14 protein-coding genes and 1 other RNA gene are annotated in these 22,075 nt (G+C 72.0%); 6 read left to right on the top strand and 9 right to left on the bottom strand.

Going from position 1 to position 22,075, the window contains the following annotated elements; translation table 11 throughout:
• Positions 1-51 precede the first annotated feature (51 nt).
• The 5 genes from ssrA to ftsE all read right to left on the bottom strand — a co-directional run bounded on the left by ssrA (position 52) and on the right by ftsE (position 4,131).
• Positions 52-437, bottom strand: a transfer-messenger RNA (tmRNA) gene (ssrA, locus tag STRBO_RS41080).
• 116 nt (positions 438-553) lie between these two features.
• On the bottom strand, positions 554-1,096 hold the full coding sequence (gene smpB / locus STRBO_RS0134930) for an SsrA-binding protein SmpB (RefSeq protein WP_005486821.1): 543 nt from the start codon (positions 1,094-1,096) through the stop codon (positions 554-556).
• A gap of 71 nt (positions 1,097-1,167) precedes the next feature.
• Positions 1,168-2,421, bottom strand: a complete 1,254-nt coding sequence (locus STRBO_RS0134935; protein ID WP_005486823.1) for a S41 family peptidase — start codon at positions 2,419-2,421, stop codon at positions 1,168-1,170.
• 67 nt (positions 2,422-2,488) lie between these two features.
• Positions 2,489-3,406: a permease-like cell division protein FtsX gene (gene ftsX / locus STRBO_RS0134940; RefSeq protein ID WP_005486825.1), complete on the bottom strand. Its 918-nt coding sequence runs from the start codon at positions 3,404-3,406 to the stop codon at positions 2,489-2,491.
• Positions 3,407-3,441: 35 nt separating this feature from the next.
• Positions 3,442-4,131, bottom strand: a complete 690-nt coding sequence (ftsE, locus tag STRBO_RS0134945; protein WP_005486827.1) for a cell division ATP-binding protein FtsE — start codon at positions 4,129-4,131, stop codon at positions 3,442-3,444.
• Positions 4,132-4,373: 242 nt separating this feature from the next.
• On the opposite strand from ftsE, the gene STRBO_RS0134950 reads away from it, so the two are divergent.
• Positions 4,374-4,565: a hypothetical protein gene (locus STRBO_RS0134950; RefSeq protein WP_005486830.1), complete on the top strand. Its 192-nt coding sequence runs from the start codon at positions 4,374-4,376 to the stop codon at positions 4,563-4,565.
• Positions 4,566-4,665: 100 nt separating this feature from the next.
• Here STRBO_RS0134950 and STRBO_RS0134955 read toward each other — a convergent pair whose 3' ends face one another.
• From STRBO_RS0134955 to STRBO_RS0134970, 4 genes are all read right to left on the bottom strand, one after another.
• Entirely contained in the window at positions 4,666-5,535 is an 870-nt protein-coding gene (locus STRBO_RS0134955; RefSeq protein WP_020115576.1) for a hypothetical protein, read from the bottom strand.
• A 308-nt stretch (positions 5,536-5,843) separates the two neighbouring features.
• Entirely contained in the window at positions 5,844-6,950 is a 1,107-nt protein-coding gene (gene prfB / locus STRBO_RS0134960) for a peptide chain release factor 2 (RefSeq protein WP_005486833.1), read from the bottom strand.
• 747 nt (positions 6,951-7,697) lie between these two features.
• Positions 7,698-8,936 carry a serine/threonine-protein kinase gene (locus STRBO_RS0134965; RefSeq protein ID WP_005486835.1) on the bottom strand — a complete coding sequence of 413 codons (1,239 nt, stop codon included), beginning with the start codon at positions 8,934-8,936 and terminating at the stop codon, positions 7,698-7,700.
• A 404-nt stretch (positions 8,937-9,340) separates the two neighbouring features.
• Positions 9,341-11,104 (bottom strand): serine/threonine-protein kinase, encoded by a 1,764-nt coding sequence (locus tag STRBO_RS0134970; RefSeq protein ID WP_028797019.1) that lies wholly within the window; start codon positions 11,102-11,104, stop codon positions 9,341-9,343.
• 550 nt (positions 11,105-11,654) lie between these two features.
• On the opposite strand from STRBO_RS0134970, the gene STRBO_RS0134975 reads away from it, so the two are divergent.
• From STRBO_RS0134975 to STRBO_RS0134995, 5 genes are all read left to right on the top strand, one after another.
• Positions 11,655-15,599, top strand: a complete 3,945-nt coding sequence (locus tag STRBO_RS0134975) for an FHA domain-containing protein (protein ID WP_005486839.1) — start codon at positions 11,655-11,657, stop codon at positions 15,597-15,599.
• A 284-nt stretch (positions 15,600-15,883) separates the two neighbouring features.
• Positions 15,884-17,281, top strand: a complete 1,398-nt coding sequence (locus tag STRBO_RS0134980; RefSeq protein ID WP_020115577.1) for an ABC transporter substrate-binding protein — start codon at positions 15,884-15,886, stop codon at positions 17,279-17,281.
• 10 nt (positions 17,282-17,291) lie between these two features.
• The gene (locus STRBO_RS0134985; RefSeq protein ID WP_202500512.1) at positions 17,292-18,656 is read left to right on the top strand and encodes a carbohydrate ABC transporter permease; all 1,365 of its coding nucleotides are present in this window, start codon (positions 17,292-17,294) and stop codon (positions 18,654-18,656) included.
• Positions 18,653-19,570 (top strand): carbohydrate ABC transporter permease, encoded by a 918-nt coding sequence (locus tag STRBO_RS0134990; protein ID WP_005486844.1) that lies wholly within the window; start codon positions 18,653-18,655, stop codon positions 19,568-19,570. The genes STRBO_RS0134985 and STRBO_RS0134990 overlap by 4 nt, the downstream gene beginning before the upstream one ends.
• Positions 19,571-19,774: 204 nt before the next feature.
• Complete coding sequence (locus tag STRBO_RS0134995; RefSeq protein WP_005486845.1) at positions 19,775-22,015, top strand: bifunctional glycosyltransferase/CDP-glycerol:glycerophosphate glycerophosphotransferase; 2,241 nt, start codon at positions 19,775-19,777, stop codon at positions 22,013-22,015.
• Positions 22,016-22,075 lie beyond the last annotated feature (60 nt).

The raw sequence follows: 22,075 nt of genomic DNA on the forward strand, positions 1-22,075 counted from the left end.
CATGACGAAGCCCCGCTGCCGTAAGGCAGCGGGGCTTCGTCCACATGGGAATTGTGGAGATGGCGGGAATCGAACCCGCGTCCAACGGTGCAGAATCAGGGCTTCTCCGTGTGCAGTTCGCTGTGATTTTCTCAGCCCCGGCGATCACGCGAACAAGTCGCCGACGGGCTCAGTCACTGTGAGATTTCCCTTTTCACCCCGTGACCGGGATCAAGGTTTAGTTCCCTAGATTATGCCAGGGTCCGGGTCGGGAACACTCCCGGGCTGACACCCATTAGGGCCTTCTCTCACTGGTTATTAAGCAGCGAGGGCGAAGGTCTGGGAATCGCGCTTGGTGTTGGCGATTATTGGTTGCGACATATGGTTAACGAGATCATTGCCGCTTCCTCGACACGCTTCCCCTGCTTCGACAGCCGCTGTCGAAACCGATCATCCCCATGTTTCACACTGTTCAATTAGGTAGAACCACTGCTCACACCGACCGCGGCCGGTGTCGTCGCTATTGTACGTGACCCACGCACGACGGTGCCACCGTGTTCCCGGCGGCCTCGCCCTACTGGCCCCGCTGCCTCCGCTTGGCCGCCGCGATGGCCCGGTCCGACTCCCGCCGGTCCTGCTGCTCCCGCAGCGTCTGCCGCTTGTCGTACTCCTTCTTGCCTCGCGCGAGAGCGATCTCGGCCTTGGCCCGGCCGTCCTTGAAGTACAGGGCGAGGGGCACGATGGTGTGACCCGTCTCCTGCGACTTGGACTCCAGCTTGTCGATCTCCTCGCGGTGCAGCAGCAGCTTCCGCTTGCGGCGCGCGGAGTGGTTGGTCCAGCTGCCCTGGTGATACTCGGGGATGTGGGCGTTGTGCAGCCACGCCTCCCCCCGGTCGATCTGGACGAAGCCGTCGGTCAGCGAGGTCCGGCCCTCGCGCAGCGACTTGACCTCCGTGCCGGTGAGCACGAGCCCGGCCTCGTAGGTGTCGACGATCGCGTAGTCGTGCCGGGCCTTCTTGTTCTGGGCGACGATCTTCTTCTTGCCGCCCTTCTCGCCGTCCCGGCCCTTGGTGACCGCCCCGCCCTGCTTGGGCTGGGACTCCTTCGGTACGTACATTCCCTTGCTCATAGTGCGCCCATTTTCGCACTACGAAGGGGGTCCGCGGGAAGCCGATTAACGAGGGCGGTTCACTGCCCGAGGCCGCTCAGCACCGTCTCGGCCCGCTGGAGGGCGTCCGCGTCCGCGTCGAGGTCGGGGGTGATGCCACGGCCGTCGACGCCCCGGCCGGAGGGGGTGCGGTAGTGGCCGACGGTCAGCTCGGCGACGGAGCCGTCGGGCAGGCGGCTCGGCATCTGCACCGAGCCCTTGCCGAAGGTGCGGGAGCCGACGACCACCGCGCGGCCCCGGTCCTGCAGCGCTCCGGTGAGCAGCTCGGCCGCGCTCATCGTGCCGCCGTCCACCAGCACCACCAGGGCCCTGGTGGTGTCGCCGCCGGGTTCCGCGTGCAGGGCCCGCTGCTCGCCGTTGACGTCGTACGTGGCGACGAGGCCGCCGTCAAGGAAGGCGGAGGCGGCGGTGACGGCCTCGGAGACCAGGCCGCCGGAGTTGCCCCGGAGGTCGAGGACGAAGCCCGCCGTACCGGAGTCCTGCTCCACGGCGGCTCGTACGACGTCCCCGGAGCCCTTGGTGAACGCGTCGACCGTGATGACTCCGACCCCGTCGGCGGTGCGGCTCACGGTCACGTCCTCGGTGGACAGCCGGGCCCGGCGCAGGGTCTCGTGCCAGCTTCGGCCGCCGCGCCGCAGCTCCAGCGACACCTCCGTACCGGCGGCCGCGCTCTCGGGGGAATCGGTGTTCCCGGTCCCCCCGTCGATCGCGTCGCCGCGGAGTAAGGAGACGACGTCGGTGACCGGACGCCCGTCGACCTTCTCGCCGTCGACGCCGACGAGCCGGTCGCCCGCGCGGATCCCGGCGTCGGCGGCGGGGGAGCCGTCCTGCACCCGGGTCACCTCGACATGGCCGTCGCGCCGCAGCCGGGCCCAGAGGCCGACGCCGGTGTACTCGCCGTCGAGGGCCTCCTCGAACTGCTCGTACTCACCCTCGGAGTAGACCGCGCCCCACCGGTCGCCGCTGCGGCTGACGGCCCGCTCGGCGGCCTCCACGGGGGACTCGCCCTCGGCCATGGCCTCGGCGGCGGCGTCCGCGACGTCCCGCTCCCGGCCGACCGGGGCGGAGCCGGAGGGCTTCACGACGGCGGCGGTGCCACCGCGCGGGTCGTCGAAGCAGCCGGTCGCGGCACCCGTGGCGAGCACACTCGCGAAAACCAAGGTCAGGGCGGCCCCGCGGCGGACGCGGCGGGTCGAATTCAGCGGGGTCGCGCGCAGCGCGTCGAGCAGGGTGGCGGCGGGTGACGGGCGGGAAAACAGGTCGCGGCCTGACATGTCGGCGAGTCTAGGACAACGCGAAGGGCCGTACCGGCCCTTGCCGGTACGGCCCCAGGGGCATGCGTCACACCTTCAGGTACTTGCGCAACGCGAAGAAGGCGGCCAACGCGGGCATCAGGAAGCTCGCCGCGAGGATGAGGGGCAGCTTGGTCAGGACCGCGTCCCAGCCGACGAAATTGATCAGCGGCAGGTTCTGGGAGAGTGACACCCCGTTGTCGATCACGAAGTACTGCCCGAGGAGCAGGAAGGCGCAGGCGATCGTGCCGCCGATGACCCCGGCGACGGCGGCCTCCATGATGAACGGCGCCTGGATGTAGAAGCCGGAGGCGCCGACCAGCCGCATGATCCCCGTCTCACGCCGGCGGCTGAACGCCGAGACGCGCACCGTGTTGACGATCAGCAGCAGCGCCACGATCAGCATGACGGCCATGACACCGCGCGCCGCCCAGTTCAGATAGCCGAGCAGCCGGAAGAGGTTGTCCAGGATGCCCTTCTGGTCCTGCACCGACTGCACACCGTCACGGCCGTTGAAGGCGCTCGCGATGACCTGGTACTTCTCCGGGTCCTTCAGCTTGATGCGGTACGACTCCTGCATCTGGTCCGGGGTGAGGCTGCTGGCCAGCGGGGAGTCGCCGAACTGCTCCTTGTAGTGCTTGTACGCCTCGTCCTGGGACTCGTGCTCGACGTTCTCGACGACCCCCATCTTGTCCAGATCGGACTTGATCTGCTTCTTCTGCTGCGTCGTGACGGCGCCCTTGGCGCAGTTGGGGTCGGACTCCGCGTCGCTCTTGTTGCAGAGGAAGACGGAGACGTTGACCTTGTCGTACCAGTAGCCCTTCATCTGGCCGACCTGGTCGCTCATCAACAGCGAGCCGCCGAACAGGGCGAGGGAGAGGGCGACGGAGACGACGACCGCGAAGGTCATCGTGAGGTTGCGGCGGAGACCGACACCGATCTCCGACAGGACGAACTGGGCGCGCATGGCGTTCCGCTAAGCCTTTCCGTGGACTGGGGCGGTCAGTGCTGGTAGCCGTAGACGCCGCGTGCCTGGTCGCGGACGAGGCGGCCCTTCTCCAGCTCGATGACGCGCTTGCGCATCTGGTCCACGATGTTCTGGTCGTGGGTCGCCATCACCACGGTGGTGCCCGTCCGGTTGATCCGGTCGAGCAGCTTCATGATGCCGACGGAGGTCTGGGGGTCGAGGTTGCCGGTGGGCTCGTCCGCGATGAGGAGCTTGGGGCGGTTCACGAAGGCCCGCGCGATGGCCACGCGCTGCTGCTCACCACCGGACAGCTCGCCGGGCCTGCGCTCCTCCTTGCCGCCGAGGCCGACCAGTTCCAGCACCTGCGGCACGGACTTGCGGATCTCGCCGCGCGACTTGCCGATGACCTCCTGCGCGAAGGCGACGTTCTCGCCGACCGTCTTGTTCGGCAGCAGCCGGAAGTCCTGGAACACCGTGCCGAGCTGGCGGCGCATCTGCGGCACCTTCCAGTTGGACAGGCGCGCGAGGTCCTTGCCCAGGACGTGCACCTGTCCCTGGCTGCACCGCTCCTCCCGGAGGATCAGCCGCAGGAACGTGGACTTGCCGGAGCCGGACGACCCCACGAGGAACACGAACTCGCCCTTCTCGACCTCCAGGGAGACATCCCTGAGTGCGGGGCGGGTCTGCTTGGGGTAGACCTTGGACACGTTGTCGAATCGGATCACGGATGCACCACAAGCCGTCGGGAATGGATGGACGAGACTGTACCGCCCCCGGCCCCGTCAGGGGTGCGGGGAACTGCGCGACGAGCCCCCACCCGTCCACGGCCGCGTGACGAAGGGCATCCGTCCCTTTCCCGGGCCCCCGCGCAAGCGCCGGGGGAACCTGGCACAGTGGTGGGGAGGAACGGTCCGCTTCCGCGAAGCGTTGAGGTATGTGTGAGGCCATTGCAAGGAGGGCGAGGCGCATGACGTACGACCGGTTGGTGTGCGCGAACTGCGCGTCCCCCGTAGCCGAGGGCCGTTGCCACGTGTGCCGGGCCAGCCGCGAGCGACTCCAGCAGGAGAATCCCTTCGCGAGCCTGAGCCCCATGACTCTGATCGCCCTGCTGGCGATCCTGATAGCGGCGGTGGCGCTGCTGGCGCACCAGACGGCATAGAGCGGCCGCAGAGACGAGAGCGGCACAGCGGTACGACGAAGGCCCGGGGCTGGCTGCCCCGGGCCTTCGTCTGTGTACGGCTGTGCCTGATCGCGGACGATCAGGCGGCGGCGCCGCGGCCGACCATCAGGCGCGGCAGCAGACGGAAGCCGATACCGCCGGCGATCATCGTGGCGGCGCCGATCACCAGGAACGCCGTCTCGGTGGCACCGGTCTCGGCCAGCTCGCCGGTTCCAGCGCCCTGGGCCTCGGTCTCCGAGCCGGTGTCCGTGAGGGCTGAGGAGCCCTCCTGCTGGACGGCCTCGTCGTTGCCACCGTCGGGGCCGGTGCCACCGGTGGTGGAGCCGCCGTCGGAGGAACCGCCGGAGGTGGAACCGCCGTCGGTCGAGCCGCCGGAGGACGAACCGCCGGAGGACGAACCGTTGGAGGACGAACCACCGGAGGACGAGCCGTTCGAGGACGAACCGCCGGAGGACGAACCGTTGGAGGAGGAACCGTTCGAGGACGAACCGTTGGAGGACGAGCCACCGTCGGTGGTGGTGCCACCGTCGGTCGTCGTCCCGCCGTCGGTCGTGGTGCCACCGTCGGTGGTGGTCCCGCCGTCCGTCGTCGTCCCGCCGTCCGTGGTGGTCCCGCCGTCGGTGGTGGTGCCGCCGTCGGTGGTGGTGGTCCCGCCGTCCGTCGTCGTCCCGCCGTCCGTGGTGGTCCCGCCGTCGGTGGTGGTCCCGCCGTCGGTCGTGGTGCCCCCGGACGTGGTGCCCTCGGACGCGCCGATGCTGGTGCCCTCGGTGTCGTTGCCGGTCTGGACCGAGACATCGGCGTCGACGGAACCGCCGTCGTCGGTGCTGACATTGACGCCGACACCGAGGTCCAGCGCGGAAGCGGCGCCCGCGGCGGTCAGCGACGCGCCGGCGGCGATCACGGCACCGGCGGCTATTCGCGCCACACGGATCCGCGTCTTCTTCGTCATATGGCTGCTACCCCCAGTAGCTATCAGTAGATGGAGCAGCGCCCGGGGCCGCGATCAACGGGAGCAGTCGGTTGGATCGAAGTCCCCCGGTTCACATGCACCCCAGTAATGCGCATGCCATACGTCAGACTTCCCAGTTTTCGCAGCAACGTCAAGGTCGTTGCGCGCGCGATGTCCCGTTCATCGCTTTTGGCCACGACAACGACATGTGAGTGTGACGTAATACCCAGACATCCCCCCACACACAAGGCAACTGCCTTCCGATGGAAGGCAGTTGCCTTGTCGACATAGCGCTGTGTCGGGACGCCCTACTTCTCCTGCTGCTTGCGCCAGCGAATTCCGGCCTCCAGGAAGCCTTCGATCTCGCCGTTGAACACGGCCTCCGGGTTGCCGACTTCGTGCTCCGTGCGGAGGTCCTTGACCATCTGGTACGGGTGCAGGACGTACGAACGCATCTGGTTGCCCCAGGAGTTGCCGCCGTCGCCCTTGAGCGCGTCCATCCTGGCCTGCTCCTCCTGCCGGCGCCGGTCGAGGAGCTTGGCCTGGAGCACGTTCATCGCGGACGCCTTGTTCTGGATCTGCGAACGCTCGTTCTGGCAGGAGACCACGATGCCGGTGGGCAGGTGGGTCAGCCGCACCGCGGAGTCGGTGGTGTTGACGCCCTGGCCGCCGGGTCCGGACGAGCGGTAGACGTCCACACGCAGCTCGGACTCGTCGATCTCGATGTGGTCCGTCTGCTCGACCACGGGCAGCACCTCGACACCGGCGAAGGAGGTCTGGCGCCGCCCCTGGTTGTCGAAGGGCGAGATACGCACGAGCCGGTGCGTGCCCTGCTCCACGGAGAGCGTGCCGTAGGCGTACGGCACCTGCACGGCGAAGGTGGTCGACTTGATGCCGGCCTCCTCCGCGTACGAGGTCTCGTAGATCTCGGTCTTGTAGCCCTTCTGCTCCGCCCAGCGCAGGTACATCCGCTGCAGCTTCTCGGCGAAGTCGGCGGCGTCCACGCCACCGGCCTCGGCGCGGATGTTGACGAGCGCCTCGCGGGAGTCGTACTCGCCGGACAGGAGGGTACGGACCTCCATCTCGTCCAGCGCCTTCTTGACGGAGGTCAGCTCAGACTCCGCCTCGGCGCGGGTGTCCGGGTCGTCCTCCTCCTCGGCCATCTCGAAGAGGACACCGAGGTCGTCGATGCGCCCGCGCAGCGCCTCCGCCTTCCTGACCTCGGCCTGGAGGTGGGAGAGCTTGCTGGTGATCTTCTGCGCCTCGTCCGGGTTGTCCCACAGGGACGGCGCGGCCGCCTGCTCCTCGAGCACGGCGACGTCTGCCCTCAGCTTGTCGAGGTCCAAAACGGCCTCGATCGACTCCATGGTCGAGGAGAGGGACTTCAGCTCTTCGGATACATCGACGACTGCCACGACCCCAGCCTAACGGCTCCGCCGGGTGAGCCATGCGGGTGTGCGCCGGCGTCGGGTCCTCGGCCGGGGGTGGCGTCGGGTCTGTTCTTCGGCCGCGGGTGAGTGGGGGCTGGTCGCGCAGTTCCCCGCGCCCCTGAAAAGCAGGGGCTGCGCCCCGTACTTTTCAGCCCACCGAGCCCCGCCCTACCGGGCCCACGGAGCCGTCACCTTCCGGGCACACCCAACCGTTGTTTTCCCCCGGCCCGGACACCCACCCGTCGCTCTCCTGGCCCGCGGGGCCGTCGCCTCTCAGGCATAGGGGGCTTCGCCGCTTAGACCCGCAGGGCTTTCGTCTCTCGGGCCGCGAAACAAAAGCCCTCAGGCTCACGAGGTCTTCGGTTTTCCGGCCCACGGGGCTTTCGTCTTCCGGGCCCGCGAGACCGTCCTCCTTCACGCCGCGAGACCGTCGCCTTTCAGGCCCACAGCGTCTTCGTCCTTCCGGCCCACGGGGCTTTCGTCTTTCAGGCCGCGAGTCCGACGCCCATCAGGCTCACAGGATCTTCGCCTTCCGGCCCACGGGGCTTTGTCTTTCAGGCCACGGGGTCTTCGTCTCTTTCGGGCCCACGAGGTCTTCGTCTCTCAGGCCCCGAGGCCGACGTCCTTCGGCCCGTAGGGTCGGCTTTCAGGGGCGCGGGGAACTGCGCGAGAAGACCCACCGGGCGCGCGGTCGGCATTCCGCACGCGCCCCCGAGCCGGCGGGCGGTCCGGTCAGGGGTTGCCCGGGGCCGAGTTCTTCGTGTCGGACGGCGGGCCGGTGCCCTCGTCCCCGGAGGTCGCCGCCCATGCCCCCACCCCGACCGCCGCGATCAGTGCCACCGCCGCCGCGCCCAGCGTGATCCGACGCCGCCGCACCATACTCCCCCGGTTCCGTGCGGACCCCGGCCGAGGCGCCCCCGCCGCGCGAGGCACCCGCGCGGTCCCCCGCGCACCGCCGGCCAGTTCGTCCGGCCCCGGTACCCGCATCGAGGTGTGGGTGTCGCGGTTCGAGTCGGGCTTGGCCCCCGGCACCAGTGGCACCGCCCCCCGCCGTACCCGCTCGCGGGGCGCCTCGGCCTCGGCGGGCGCCTCCTCGTACCCGTCGCCGGACTCCGTCCCGGGCTCGTCGACGTCCAGCGGCGGCATCCCCGCCAGCAGCGGCAGCTGCTCCCGCAGTCGCGCGCCCAGCTCGGACGCGCGCAGCCGCGAGGCAGGCGCCTTGGCGAGGCACTGCACGAGCAGCTGCCACAGCTCCTCGGGGATACCGGGCAGCGGGACGACCGTCTCGGTGACATGGCGGCGCAGCACCGCGCCGGGGTGCCCGCCGCCGAACGGCGTGAAGCCCGCCAGCAGCTCGTACAGCACGGTCGCGAGGGCGTAGATGTCCACCGCCGCGCGGGGCGGCAGGCCCTCCACGATCTCGGGGGCGAGGTAGTCGGGCGTACCGATGATCTTGGTGGCGCGGGTCCGGCGGGGGGAGTCGATCAGCTTGGCGACGCCGAAGTCGGTCAGGAGGGCCGGGTGCGCGCCGCCCGGGCCGAGCGGGCCCTGCATGTCCAGCAGCACGTTCTCCGGCTTCACGTCCCGGTGGACGACTCCGGCCGCGTGCGCCGCCGCGAGGGCGTCCGCGATGTCGGCCACTATGGCGACCGCCGCCTCGGGGGCCATGCGCCGCTCCCGGTCCAGGCGGGTGCGCAGGTCGGTGCCCCGGACGAGGTCCATGACGAGGGCGAGGTCGTTGCCGTCGACGACGAGGTCGCGTACGGAGACCACGTTCGGGTGGTCGAGGCCCAGCAGCGCGGTGCGCTCCTGGACGAAGCGGCTGACGAGTTCCTGGTCGGACGAGAGGTCCTCGCGCAGCAGCTTGACGGCGACGGGGCCGTCCGGGCCCTCACCCAGCCACACCGTGCCGGCGCTGCCCCGCCCCAGAATCTGGTTCGCGGTGTACCGGCTTCCGATCTTCCGTCCCAAGACTGCTCCTACAGGCCGCGTGTTGGCGACAAAGCTACGCGCCCCGGACCCCAACCTTCACCGCCGCGGCGGAAATCACCCCTCAGATGTCGACAAGTCCCCAACGTCGGGGTGAGGGGGCGGAGGCGAGGGGTGGTCGGGGTGCGTTGTCGAGTGCGGGTCCGGTGGGGCTTCTCGCGCGGTTCCCCGCGCCCCTGAAAACATCGGCCCTCACGCCCCTGAAAACATCAGGCCCCCGCAGGGCCTGAACGCATGCAGGCCCCCGCAGGGCCTCAAAGACCAGGCCATGCGGGCCTGAAAAGCATGGGGCTCAGCCCCCGCTTTTCAGGGGCGCGGGGAACCGCGCGACCAGACCCCCCGGGCCGCAGCCGCCCAAGCACCCGAACCCCCGAGCCACTGGGCGGCTACTGGCCGGAGCCGGAGCCCCCGGAGCCCGCGTCCTTGGAGTCGACCAGGTCGCGGATCCACTTGCCCGCGTCGCCCGCCCAGTCCGTGAGCAGGCCCCACCAGCTCTTGCCGGTGCCGATCCACTCCTGCAGAGGCGTGAACTCCCAGATCAGCCAGCCTCCGACGAGGAACAGGACGATCATGAAGAGGCAGCCCTTGAGGCACCCGAGCCCCGGGATCCGCATCGGGTTGGCGCTGCGCTGACGCGGCTCGCGCGGCGGCCGGGGCTCACGCTGGGGCCGGGGCGCCGGCTGCTGGGGCTGCGGCGCGGGAGCGTACCGCTCAGGCTGCCGGCGCTGAGGCTGCGGCGGAGGCGGGGGCGCGGGGGCGTACGGCTGTTGCTGCTGCGGGTGCCCGTACCCGGCGCCCGGCCCGCCCTGGGCCCCGCGCTGCTGCCGGCGCGGCGGCTGCTGCGGAGGGCGTTGGGGCTGCTGCTGGGGCTGCTGGCGGTTGGCCTGCCGCTGGGGGCGGCGCCGCAGCGGGTCCTCACCGGGGTCGAGGTACTGCTGGATCTGGGTCTGCTCGTTGCGGTCGCGGGCCGCGCGCAGCTGGTTCTGCCAGGGGTGCGGCTCCTCCGGCGGCCGGCCGCCGGGATCGTGCGACGGCACCGGCGGCATGACGGACGTCGGGTCGGCGCCGCCGGTGTGCGGGAGCACGGTGGTGGGGTCCCCCGAGCCGGCCGGGCCGGAGGTGTGCGGGAGCACGCTGGTCGCGGCGTTCGGGTCGTACGCGCCGGCGCCGTGCGGCAGCACCTGCGTCGCGTCGGCCGAGCCGAACGGGTCCGGGGCGGCGCCCGGCACCTGCGCCGGCGCCGGGTCGGGGGCGAGGATGTGGCCCACCCCGTCGGCGGCGGCGATCTGCATGGAGTTCGCGTGTACGCCGACGCCCTCGGCGACGATGCGCAGCGCGCGGGCGAGGTTGACGGCGCTGGGCCGCTCGTCCGGGTTCTTGCGCAGACAGCGCTCGATGACCGTCCACAGCGGGTCGGGGACGGTGGACGGGCGGCGCGGCTCGGCGCTGAGGTGCTGGTGCAGCACTTCGAGCGCGGACTGGCCGTTGAACGGGGGGCGCCCGGTGACCAGTTCGTACATCAGGATGCCGGCGCCGTAGATGTCGACGGCGGAGGTCTGCGGCCGGCCCTCGGCGGACTCGGGGGCCACGTACGCGGGCGTGCCGACGAACTCGCTGGTCCGGGTCAGGCCCGGGGAGTCGGCGAGGCGGGCGATGCCGAAGTCGGTCAGCATGGGGTGCATCTCGCCGCCGCCCTGCCTGAGCAGCACGTTGGCGGGCTTCAGATCGCGGTGGACGACGCCGTCGGCGTGGCTGGCGGCGAGCGCGTCGGCGATCTGGGCGGTGAGCAGGGACGCGCCGACGGGTGAGAACGGACCGTTCTCCCGGAGGTACCGGTGCAGGTCCGGGCCCTCGATCAGGTCCATGACCAGCGCCAGCAGATCGCCCTCGACGACGAGGTCCCGTACCCGTACGACGTTCGGGTGGGTGAGGCGGAGGAGCACGGAGCGCTCCCGCAGGAACCGCATCACGATGTCCGCGTCGCTCGCGAGCTCCTCCTTGAGGACCTTGATCGCCACGGTCTCGCCGGGGTGTCCGGGCACCGCCGCCTCGGCCCCCGCGGTCTCCCGCTGGCGGGCGCGCCAGACAGTGCCTGTGGCGCCGCGTCCAATCGGCTCCTCAAGGAGGTACTTGCTCCCTACCGGCCGCACGTCATGCGCTCCCTGTTGCTTGCTTGCCTGGTCACACCCTGGAGTCCCGCGGGCGTTCCGACCCACTGTAGTGCGGCGGTCCGCGGTACCGGGCTGTCCTCTTCCTGACTCTTCCCGCCCGTTTTGCTGTGACTTGGTCCGGCCGTTGTGTGTCGACCGCCGGTGTCCGTCTCCGCGAGTACGTACGGGTACCCGTGTGTGTTCGATGGAAAGACGCTCACGCGTGGGCGGTTGGTTGCCGCGGAGGGACGAAGGCCGTTCCGGATACGGACGGACGCGGTGGCCGATACGGACGTATGCCGCTCCGGAAGCGGACGTGACCGATCTCAAGTGATCAACTAGCGGGCACTGGTCAGGCACTTTTGGGGGCAGAGCCGACCAATCAAGATCACTTGCCGGTGGGCGGCGGGCGTGTTGTCAGTGGCAGGTGCGAGGATGCCTCCAGAACTGGCCGACGTGCCCGTGAGCGGTGGGGGAAGTCTGCGGTGGGGACCGCGCAGTCTCGTCCTCGTGGTCGCGGGTGCCCGCGCGGAAGGGACCGCTGACGGCGATGCAGATCCGGCTGACCGTCGTAGACCCGCTGGGACCGACCTCCGAGCCGCGAGGACGTGCCACGGCCTGCGACGTGCTGGTCACGGCGCCCGCCGGGACGGCTCTCGCCGCGGTGGCCTCGGGCCTCGCGTCCGCCGTCGGCGACGGCGGCGGCGGTGCGGAGCGGCTGGAACGCAGCCGGGAGGCCGGTGGCGGACAGGTCGTGCTGTACGCCGGTGCCGAGCGCCTCGACACCCAGCGCTGCACCCTGGGCGAGCCGCCCCTCATCGACGGCGCCGTGCTCTCCCTCGGCACCCCCGCCGAAGCGGGCCCCGAGGTCGACGAGGCCGCCGCGCAGCTCCATGTCGTGGCCGGCCCCGACGCGGGCGGCGTCCATCTGCTGCACGGCGGAAAGATCCACATCGGCCGCTCCGCCGACGCCGACGTCCCGCTCGACGACCCGGACGTCTCGCGCCTCCACTGCGCGGTCACCCTCGCCTCCGACGGCCGTGTCTCCGTCGTCGACCTCGGCTCCACCAACGGCACCACCCTCGACGGCACCCGCGTGGGCGACCGCCCGGTGCGCCTCGCCCCGGGCGCCCTGCTGCGCATCGGCGAGTCCGCGCTCCGCCTGGCCTCGTCGTCGGGGGCGCGGGGGATCGCGACGGCACCCGACGGGGAGGGGCACGTCCGCGTGCGGGTCGGGGGGTCGGAGAGCGGTGCGGAGGCGGCGGCCGACGCGGATTCCCGGGTGGGAGCGGGGGCCCCACGCGGCTCCGGCCTCGGTTCCGGCGGAGCGGCTCGGGGAGGTCCGGGCGGCCCGGCGGCCGAAGGCGCCGCGCAGGGTCGGGCCGAGCGGCGGACGGTGCCGGGGCAGGGCGGGGTGCCCGGGATCGAGCGGACGGCGGGGGGCGCGGGGTCCGTCGCCGACGGTCACGGAGCCGCGTCCGGTACCGGCCGGGCGCACGCGCCCGGCGGCGCGACGGGCGGTGACAGGTCAGACGTTCATGGCCGCGCCGGTGACACCCGCGGAGGGCCTGGGAGGCCCGGGGGGCGCGGCGGAGATCAGCCCCGCGCGGCCGAGGCCGCGCAGGGGTCGGCCGCCTTCCACGACGCCGGTGATCCCTCCGGGCCGGGCGGGCTCGGCGGCTCCGGTGGGCCGGGAGCTTTCGGGGACGACGAGGCCGCCGGGGCCGGCACGCGCAAAGGCACCCCCCTCCGGGGCACGGAGGTGCCGCGCGGGGTGCGCAAGCGGGGCGGATTCGGGGCCTGGGCCCGGCGGTTGACCGGCGGCAGGGGACAGGCGGAGGCCGAGTACGACCCCTACGAGTACGACACGGAGGACGACGAGGACGAGCGGGGGGCGCCGGCCTCGGTGCTCCCCTCCGGCGGGGAACGGCTGCCGGAGACCTGGCCGGACCCCGCCGCCCTGCTGCTCACCGCGCTCGGGCCGGGCGCCCGGCTGTGGGAGCGGGGGCCTGGGCACCCGGAGGCCCTGACCGTGCGGCTGGGCACGGCGGACCGGGCGGCGCCGGACGGATCGGGACTGTTGCCGGCGGTGCCGGTGACCACCGGGCTGCGCGAGGTCGGCGCGCTGGGCCTGGCCGGGCCGCGCCCCCGGCTGATGGGGCTGACCCGCGCGGTCGTGGCCCAGCTCGCCGCGCTGCACTCCCCCGACGCCCTGGAGCTGGTCCTGATCAGCGCGGACCGCTCCCGCTCCGCCGAGAAACGGGCCGCCGACTGGTCCTGGCTCGGCTGGCTCCCCCACCTGCGCCCCGCCCACGGCCAGGACTGCCGCCTCCTCCTCGCCTACGACCGCGAGCAGACGACGGCCCGGCTGGACGAGCTGCTGCGCCGTGTGGAGGACCACGCGGCGGACACGGCCGGACACGCGCCCGGGAGCACGCCGGGCGCGGGCGGCGGTCGTACGGCCACGACCGGAGCGGGCGGCCTCGCGGGGCAGGGGGCCGAGCGCGAGGGGGCGGGCGGGGGCGGTTCCGGCCGGCGGGCCGTGCGGCGGCCCTCCTGGGCCCGGGAGGACGGCCCGGCGGACGACGACTTCACGGGGTCGTACACGGTGGTGATCGTGGACGGTGACCCCGGAGGCGCCGACGTGCGCGAGGCCGTGGTGCGGCTGGCGCACGAGGGGCCCCTCGCCGGGATCCATGTCCTGTGCCTCGCCGAGACGGAGTCCGCGTCACCCGCCTCGCCGGTGACGGAGACGTACACGGCGGCCTGCGAGACCTCGCCCGCGTTCCGCGCGTGCGGGGCCGTCGCCCTGCTCAGCGGTGACGTGGCCACGGCCCTGCGACTGCTGCGGGTCGCCTCCGCCGGATCCGGACATGGCGCGGGGAGCGGTTCGGGGGGAGCGGCGGCGACCGGCTCCGGTCGTACGGGGGGCGCGCGCCCCGCTTCCGCGGCCTCCGCGTCCGTTCCGGCCGACCACGCGCGCGGTCCGGAGACCGACGCCCCGGTGAGCCGTACGCACACCCATATCGACCTCACGGGGAGCGGGCTCTCCGATACCGACGAGCGGACGCATCCCGGCACCCAGGATCTCGCCTCCCTCACCCCGGGCGGGCCCGGGCTGCTGAACCACGGCACGGTGGCCACGCTCGACGCGGTGTCCCCGGCGTGGGCCGAGCGGTTCGCGCGGGCGCTGGCGCCGTTGCGGACGGACGGCGCGGCCGGGGACCGGCAGGCGCGCGTGTCGGCGCCGCTGCCGCAGTCCGCGCGGCTGCTGGACGAGTTGGGGCTGGCACGGGCCACACCCGCGTCGCTGATGGCCCGGTGGGCGGACGCGAGCGACGACACGACGGCGCTCGGCGGACGGGCCTGGGCCGTGCTCGGCGCCGGGCCGCGCGGTCCGGTCTCCGTGGACCTCGTCGCCGAGGGCCCCCATCTGCTGATCGAGGGGCCTGCCGGAAGCGGCCGCACGGAGCTGCTGCGGTCCGTCGCCGCGTCGCTCGCGGCCGCCGAGCGGCCCGACCGGCTGGGCATCGCCCTCGTGGACGGGCGGGACGGCGGTGCCGGTGGCGCCTCCGGTGCCGGTGGCGGGCGTGCCGGGGAGGGGCTGGGGGTCTGTACCGACCTGCCCCATGTGGGGACGCATCTCACGGCCAACGACCCCGTCCGGATGCGGGAGTTCGCGCAGTCCCTGATCACGGAGCTGAAGCGGCGGTACGAACTGCTCGGCGGGCTGGGGTTCGTGGAGTGGCACACGAGGCGCGAGGTCTCGGGGCGTATCGTCCCGCAGCGCTCGGCGCCGTCGGGGCCGGGTGCTTCGGGGCCGGGTGCTTCGGGGCCGGGTGCTTCGGGGCCGGGTGCTTCGGGGTCCGGGGCCGCCGACCTCGACTCGTCCTCCAGCTCCACCCTTCGGCTGCGGCCGGCGGCGAGCCGCAGGAACACCGACCCGGGCGGCAGGGGCGCGGCCGGGAGGAACCCCGCCTGCGAGCTGCCCCGGCTCGTCGTCATCGTCGACGACCTCGACGCCCTGTTGTCACCCGCCCTGGGTTCCACCGGCCGGCCGGCGGCGGGGTCCGTCGTACGGGCCCTGGAGGCGGTGGCCCGGGAGGGCGAGCGTCTCGGGGTGCATCTCGTCGCCACGACCGGCGTCGGCGGGCGCCCGGGCGAGGGTGAGCTGGGGAAGGCGGCCGGCGCCCGGGTCGTCCTGAGCGCGCCGATGCCGGGCCCGGACGAACCGGCGCCCGGCCGGGGGGAGTTGCTGGGCGAGGGCGGCCGTACGACCGCGTTCCAGGCGGGCCGCGTCACGGGCCGCATCCCCCGCACCGCCACCCTCCGCCCGACCGTCGTCCCCCTCGACTGGGCACGCATGGGCGACCCCCCGGCCCGACGCCCGGTCCGCGAACTGGGCAACGGCCCGACCGACCTCGCCCTCCTGGCCAGCGCCCTGGACCGAGCGGCCCGCGAGGTCTCGGCCACACAGGTACCGTCCCTGCTCTGACCCCCGGGCCCCGAAAGGGGCGCGGGGAACCGCGCGAGCGATCACGACGCACCCGCACCCACCCACCCACACAGCCCCACCACCCCCACCCCGAAAGCGGCGGCGGTCGGCGCTCCCATGGTCACGACGCGGTCACGATCACGTCGTTGACGCGGCAGGCGCTCTTGCCGCCCCCGAGCACGCGGCGTAGACCAGAGCGCACGGGACAGCGCTCTACGTTCGACGACGCACGGAGAACGGGGTCAGAGATGCGCAACATCTACCATATTCGCCGTATTCACCGCATGGTTCGCACACACAAGCCCCATCCCCCTGGCAAGCCCACCCACCCCCCCACGGCCAAAGCCCTCGCGGCCCTCGCCGCAGGCGTCCTCGCCCTCTCCCTCACCGCGTGCGGCGGGGACGACGACGGTGGCGACAAGGGCGACAACGCCAGCGACGGCGGCAACGAGGCCACCGTGGAACTTCCCAAGCTGGACGGCCAGAAGCTGGAGGTCGCCGCGGTCTTCACGGGTCCGGAGCTGGACAACTTCCAGAAGGTCCTGGACGAGTTCGAGAAACGCACCGGCGCCTCGGTGACCTTCGTGCCCACCGGCAACAACACCTCCACCTTCCTCGGTACGAAGATCGAGGGCGGCAAACCGCCGGACGTGGCGTTCCTGCCGCAGGTCGGCGTGTTGCACCAGTTCGCCGACAAGGGCTGGTTGAAGCCGCTCGGCAGCGAGGCCCAGGCGCAGCTGGACAAGAACTTCTCGGACGGCTGGAAGGACCTCGGCGCGTACGAGGGCAAGCAGTACGGCGTCTACGCGAAAGCCGCCAACAAGTCCCTCGTCTGGTACAACACCGCGGCCTTCGAGGCGGCGGGCATCACCGAGGAACCGGGGACGTGGGACGAGTTCCTGCAGACCGCGCAGACGCTCTCCGACGCGGGCTCACCGGCCGTGTCCATCGGCGGCGCCGACGGCTGGACGCTCACCGACTGGTTCGAGAACGTCTACCTCTCGCAGGCGGGCCCGGAGAAGTACGACCAGCTCGCCAAGCACGAGATCAAGTGGACCGACCCCTCCGTCAAGGAAGCCCTCACCACGCTCGCCGAGCTGTGGGGCGAGGACGACCTGATCGCGGGCGGCGCCTCCGGCGCACTGCAGACGGAGTACCCGAAGTCGATCACGCAGACCTTCGGCGGGGACACCCCGGCGGGCATGGTGTTCGAGGGCGACTTCGTGGCCGTCACCATCAACGGCGACACGGACGCGAAGATCGGCACGGATGCCAAGGTGTTCCCGTTCCCGGCGGTCGGCGACGCCTCCCCCGTGGTCACCGGCGGCGACGCGGCCGTGGCGCTGAAGGACGGCAAGGGCGCGCAGGCGCTGCTCACCTTCCTCGCCTCGACCGACGCGGCGGAGATCTGGGCGGCACAGGGCGGCTTCCTCTCCCCCAACAAGGAGATGGACGAGGGAAGTTACAAGGACGACGCCACCCGGGAGATCGCCAAGGCACTGCTCGCGGCGGGTGACGACTTCCGCTTCGACATGTCCGACCAGGCCCCCGCGGCGTTCGGCGGCACGCAGGGCGTCGGCGAGTGGAAGGACCTCCAGGACTTCCTGAAGAGTCCCGACGACGTGGCCGGTGCCCAGAAGCGGTTGGAGGCCGACGCGGCGAAGGCCTACGGGAACGGCTGACGACGACCTCATGCCGTCTGCCGTGACGAAGACGGCGGGAGGCGCCGGCGCACTGCCGACGCCCCCCGCCGCACCCCGCAAGAGCGTGACGGGAACCCGGCTGTGGGTGGCGGTGCTGTTTCTGCTGCCCGCGCTGGTGCTGCTCGGCGCGCTCGTGGTCTACCCGATCGGGTACTCGGTCTGGCGGAGCCTGTTCGACGCGGACGGCTCGGGCTTCGTCGGCCTCGACAACTACGCGGAGATCTTCTCCGACGACTCCACCCTCGTCGCCGTGCGCAACACCGCGATCTGGGTCGCGGTGGCCCCGGCCCTCGTCACCGCGCTCGGGCTGATCTTCGCGGTGCTGACCGAACGCATCCGCTGGGGAACGGCGTTCAAGCTGATCGTCTTCATGCCGATGGCGATCTCGATGCTCGCCGCGGGCATCATCTTCCGGCTGGTGTACGAGCAGGACCCGGACCAGGGCGTCGCCAACGCGGTCGTGACGTCCGTGCACGACGTGTTCGTGGACGAGTCGGTGTATCCGAAGGCCCGGCCGGGCGCCCAGGTGAGCGATCTGAAGGCGTCCGGCGGTGGTGCGTTCACCACGGAGGGGACCGCGCGGGCGGGCACCCCGGTGCTGCTCCCCCTCGTCGGTATCGCGCCGGGCAGCCTGCCCGGCGACGCACAGGACGCGAAGGCCGCCGGGACCACCGGTGGTGACGGGATCACCGGCACCGTCTGGCTGGACTTCCGGCTCGGCGGCGGTGGCGAGAAGGGGGCCGTCGACCCGGGCGAGAAGGGGCTGAAGGGCGTCAAGGTCGAGGCGGTGAAGGACGGTGGGGTCGTCGCCTCCACCACCAGCGGCGGCGACGGCACCTTCAGCCTGCCCAAGGCGGCGGACGGAGCCCAACTCCGTCTGCCGGGCTCGAACTTCGCGGCGCCCTACAACGGCATCGACTGGCTGGGCCCGGCGCTCGTCACCCCGGCCGTCATCGGGTCGTACGTCTGGATGTGGGCCGGCTTCGCGATGGTGCTGATCGCGGCGGGCCTCGCCGGGGTCGACCGCAATCTGCTCGAAGCCGCCCGGGTGGACGGGGCGAACGAGTGGCAGGTGTTCCGCCGGGTCACCGTGCCCCTGCTCGCACCGGTCCTGGTCGTCGTCCTCGTGACGCTGATGATCAACGTGATGAAGGTGTTCGACCTCGTCTACATCATCGCCCCCCAGCCCAGCCAGGACGACGCCAACGTGCTGGCCCTGCAGTTGTACCTGGTGTCGTACGGCGGCGGGGGCGACTTCGGCCTCGGCAGTGCGATCGGCGTGATCCTGCTGCTGCTCGTGCTGCCGGTGATGTGGGTCAACATCCGGCGTCTCAGGAAGGAGCGCCAGCGGTGACCGCTGTCGAAACCCCCGCGCCCGCGCCGGGAACTCCGGCGCGCGAGGCGCCCGCTCGCCGCGAACGCTCCGTCGCATCCCGGCTCGCGAGCGGCGCGGCGGGCGGCGCGTTGCGCGTGTTCCTGCTGCTGGTGGCGCTGTTCTGGCTGGTGCCGACCTTCGGGCTGCTGGTCTCCTCGTTCCGCGACCCGACCGACATCTCCACCTCCGGATGGTGGAAGGTGTTCACGGCCCCGGCCCAGCTCACCACCAAGAGCTATGCGTCGCTGCTGGAGAACGACGGCATCACCGACGCCCTGCTCAACACGGTCTGGATCACGGTCCCGGCGACGCTGCTGGTCGTCCTGATCGGCGCGATGGCCGGATACGCCTTCGCCTGGCTGGACTTCAAGGGCCGCGACTGGTGGTTCATGGCCGTGGTGGGGCTGCTGGTGGTCCCGGTGCAGGTGGCACTGATCCCGCTGTCCGGACTCTTCCGGGACCTCGGGATCTTCGGCGACATCATCGGCGTCGTCCTCTTCCACGTCGGCTTCGGACTGCCGTTCGCGATCTTCCTGCTGCGGAACTTCTTCGCGGAGATCCCGCGCGAGCTGCTGGAGGCGGCACGGCTGGACGGGGCGGGCGAGGTCCGGCTGTTCGCGACGGTCGTACTGCCCCTGGCCGCACCGGCGTTGGCGTCGCTCGGGATCTTCCAGTTCCTGTGGGTGTGGAACGACATGCTGGTCGCGCTGGTCTTCTCCAGCTCCGACTCCCAGCCGCTGACGGTCGCGCTCCAGCAGCAGGTGAGGCAGTTCGGCAGCAACATCGAGGTGCTGGCGCCGGGCGCCTTCATCTCCATGGTGATCCCGCTGGCCGTGTTCTTCGCGTTCCAGCGGCAGTTCGTGTCGGGGGTGATGGCGGGGGCGGTGAAGTAGGGCAAGGGATGCTCGCAGCACGGGAGTTGCGAGGTACGTGGGGCGGGCGCCCGGGGGTTGGTCGCGCGACAACCTCCGCAGCCCGCGCCCGAATTCACCCCCGCGCGCCCCCAACTCCCCACCCTGTCCCCCGTATGGAACACGCACCGTAACCAATTCATCCCATCGGCCGTTTCCGGGCAGTATGCCCGCGCCGACCCATGGATGTCCTCCTTGCCCAGGTTCAGTGTCATCGTTCCCGCGTACAAGGTTCAGGCGTACCTGCAGGAATGCCTGGATTCCGTGCTCTCCCAGTCCTTCACCGACCTCGAACTGATCGTCGTCGACGACGCCTCCCCCGACAACTGCGGCGCGATCGCCGACGAGACCGCGGCCCGCGACCCCCGCGTGCGGCGCGCCGTGCGCCTGCGGGAGAACGCGGGCCCGGGTGCCGCCCGCAACAAGGGGATGGAGTACGCGAGGGGGGACTACCTCCTCTTCCTCGACGGCGACGACACGTTCGCGCCGGGCGCGCTCCGGGCGATCGCCGACCGCGTCAAGGAGACCGGCGAACCGGACGTCCTCGTCCACGACTTCGCCCGCGTCTGCTGGTCGGGCGAGTCCGTCCGCGACGAAAGCGGCCTCCAGCTCACCGAGCAGGGCCCCGCCCCCTTCCGCCTGGACGACCGTCCGGGCCTGCTGCACGTCCGTCCGGCCGTGTGGAACAAGGCGTACAAGCGGGAGTTCGTCGAGGACCACGACTTCCGTTTCCCGCCCGGCATCTACGAGGACACGGCCTGGACGTACCCCGTCCTGATGGCCGCCGAGTCCGTCGCCACCCTCGACCGGGTCTGTGTCCACCACCGCCGGCGCCGCCACGGCAGCCTGCTCGGGGCGACTACACGCGGTCACTTCGACGTGTTCGAGCAGTACGACCGGGTGTTCGCGTACGTCGACGAGCGGCCGGAGCTGGCGCAGTGGCGTCCGGTGCTGTTCCGGCGCATGGTCGACCACCTCACCTCCGTGTTCTCCCGGCGCCACCGGCTGCCGCGCGAGGCGCACGCCGAGTACCTGCGCACGGTCCGCGTGTACTGCGCCCGCTACCGCACCCCGGGCGCCCCCCTCCGCGCCCGCGCCCGGCTCCGGCACGCGCTCCTGCGGCTCGGCGGTCCGCGTCTCCACCGCGCGCTGTGGGCGGGAGCGCGGCTGGGCCGGGGCGCCGGGCGCCTGGCGCGGGGCCTGGCCGGGCTGTTGCGTAGGGCCGGGCTGCGCCTCCACTACCGCGTCCAGCGCCTCCTCCCGCTGCGTGCCGACCGGGCCGTGTTCGCCGCGTACGACGGCCGGGGCTACGAGTGCAGCCCGGCCGCGCTGGAGAACGCGTTTCGCACGTACGTCCCCCGGATGCGCACCTCGTGGGTCGCGCGCCCGGAGCACCACCACACGCTCCCGGTGGGGACCCGGCGGGTGCTCCCCGGCTCGATGGCGTACTGGACGGCGCTGGCCCGCTCCACGTACCTGGTGAGCAACGTCGACTTCGACCGGCGCCTGGCCAAGCGCCGCGGTCAGGTGCTGCTGCAGACCCGGCACGGCACGCCGCTCAAGCGGATGGGGCTCGACCTCCAGGACCGGCCGGCGGCGGCGCGCGGCGCGGACTTCGGCGCCGCGCTGCGCGGCAGCGACCGGTGGGACTACGTCCTGTCCGGCAACCGCCACTCCACACTCGTCTGGGAACGCGTCCACCCCTCCCCGTACACGACCCTCGAATACGGCTCGCCGCGCAACGACGTGTTCCTGCGGGCGAACTCGGCGGACGTGGCCCGGGTACGCGAACAGCTCGGCATCCCCGAGGGCGCGGTCGCCGTCCTGTACGCCCCCACGCACCGCGACTACCGCCACTCGCAGCGCGCCCATCTGGACCTGGAGCGGGTGCTGCGCAAGCTCGGTCCGCGGTTCGTGGTCCTCGCCCGGGCCCACCCCGGGTACGACTCCCCGCTGACGGATCTGGCGCACGGCCGTCTGCTGGACGTCACCGGCCATCCGAGCGTGGAGGACCTGTGCCTCGCCTCGGACGCGCTGGTCACCGATTACTCGTCCCTGATGTTCGACTACGCCAACCTCGACCGGCCGATCGTGATCCACGCGGAGGACTGGGAGGCGTACGAGGCGGCGCGGGGCACTTATTTCGATCTGCGCTCCTTCCCGCCGGGGGCGGTGGCGCGCAGTGAGGACGAACTGATCGACATCTTCGCCACGGGGCACTGGCGGGGGTCGCGGTCGGCGCAGTTGCGGTCGGCGTTCCGGGAGCGGTTCTGTCCGTTCGACGACGGGCGGGCGGCCGAGCGGGTGGTGCGGCGGGTGGTGCTCGGCGAGGTCGCACCGGTGGACTTCGTCCCCCTGGCCGAGCGGCATCCCGTCCCGTCCGCCGCGGCGGCCCGCCCCGGGGTGGACGGGGCGCTGGGCACGTAGGCGTTCGCCGGCCCCACCGAGCTGGGAAGCGCGGGGCGCAGCCCGCGCACCCGTGACCAC

This window comes from Streptomyces bottropensis ATCC 25435, assembly GCF_000383595.1.
Taxonomy (GTDB): Bacteria; Actinomycetota; Actinomycetes; order Streptomycetales; family Streptomycetaceae; genus Streptomyces; species Streptomyces bottropensis.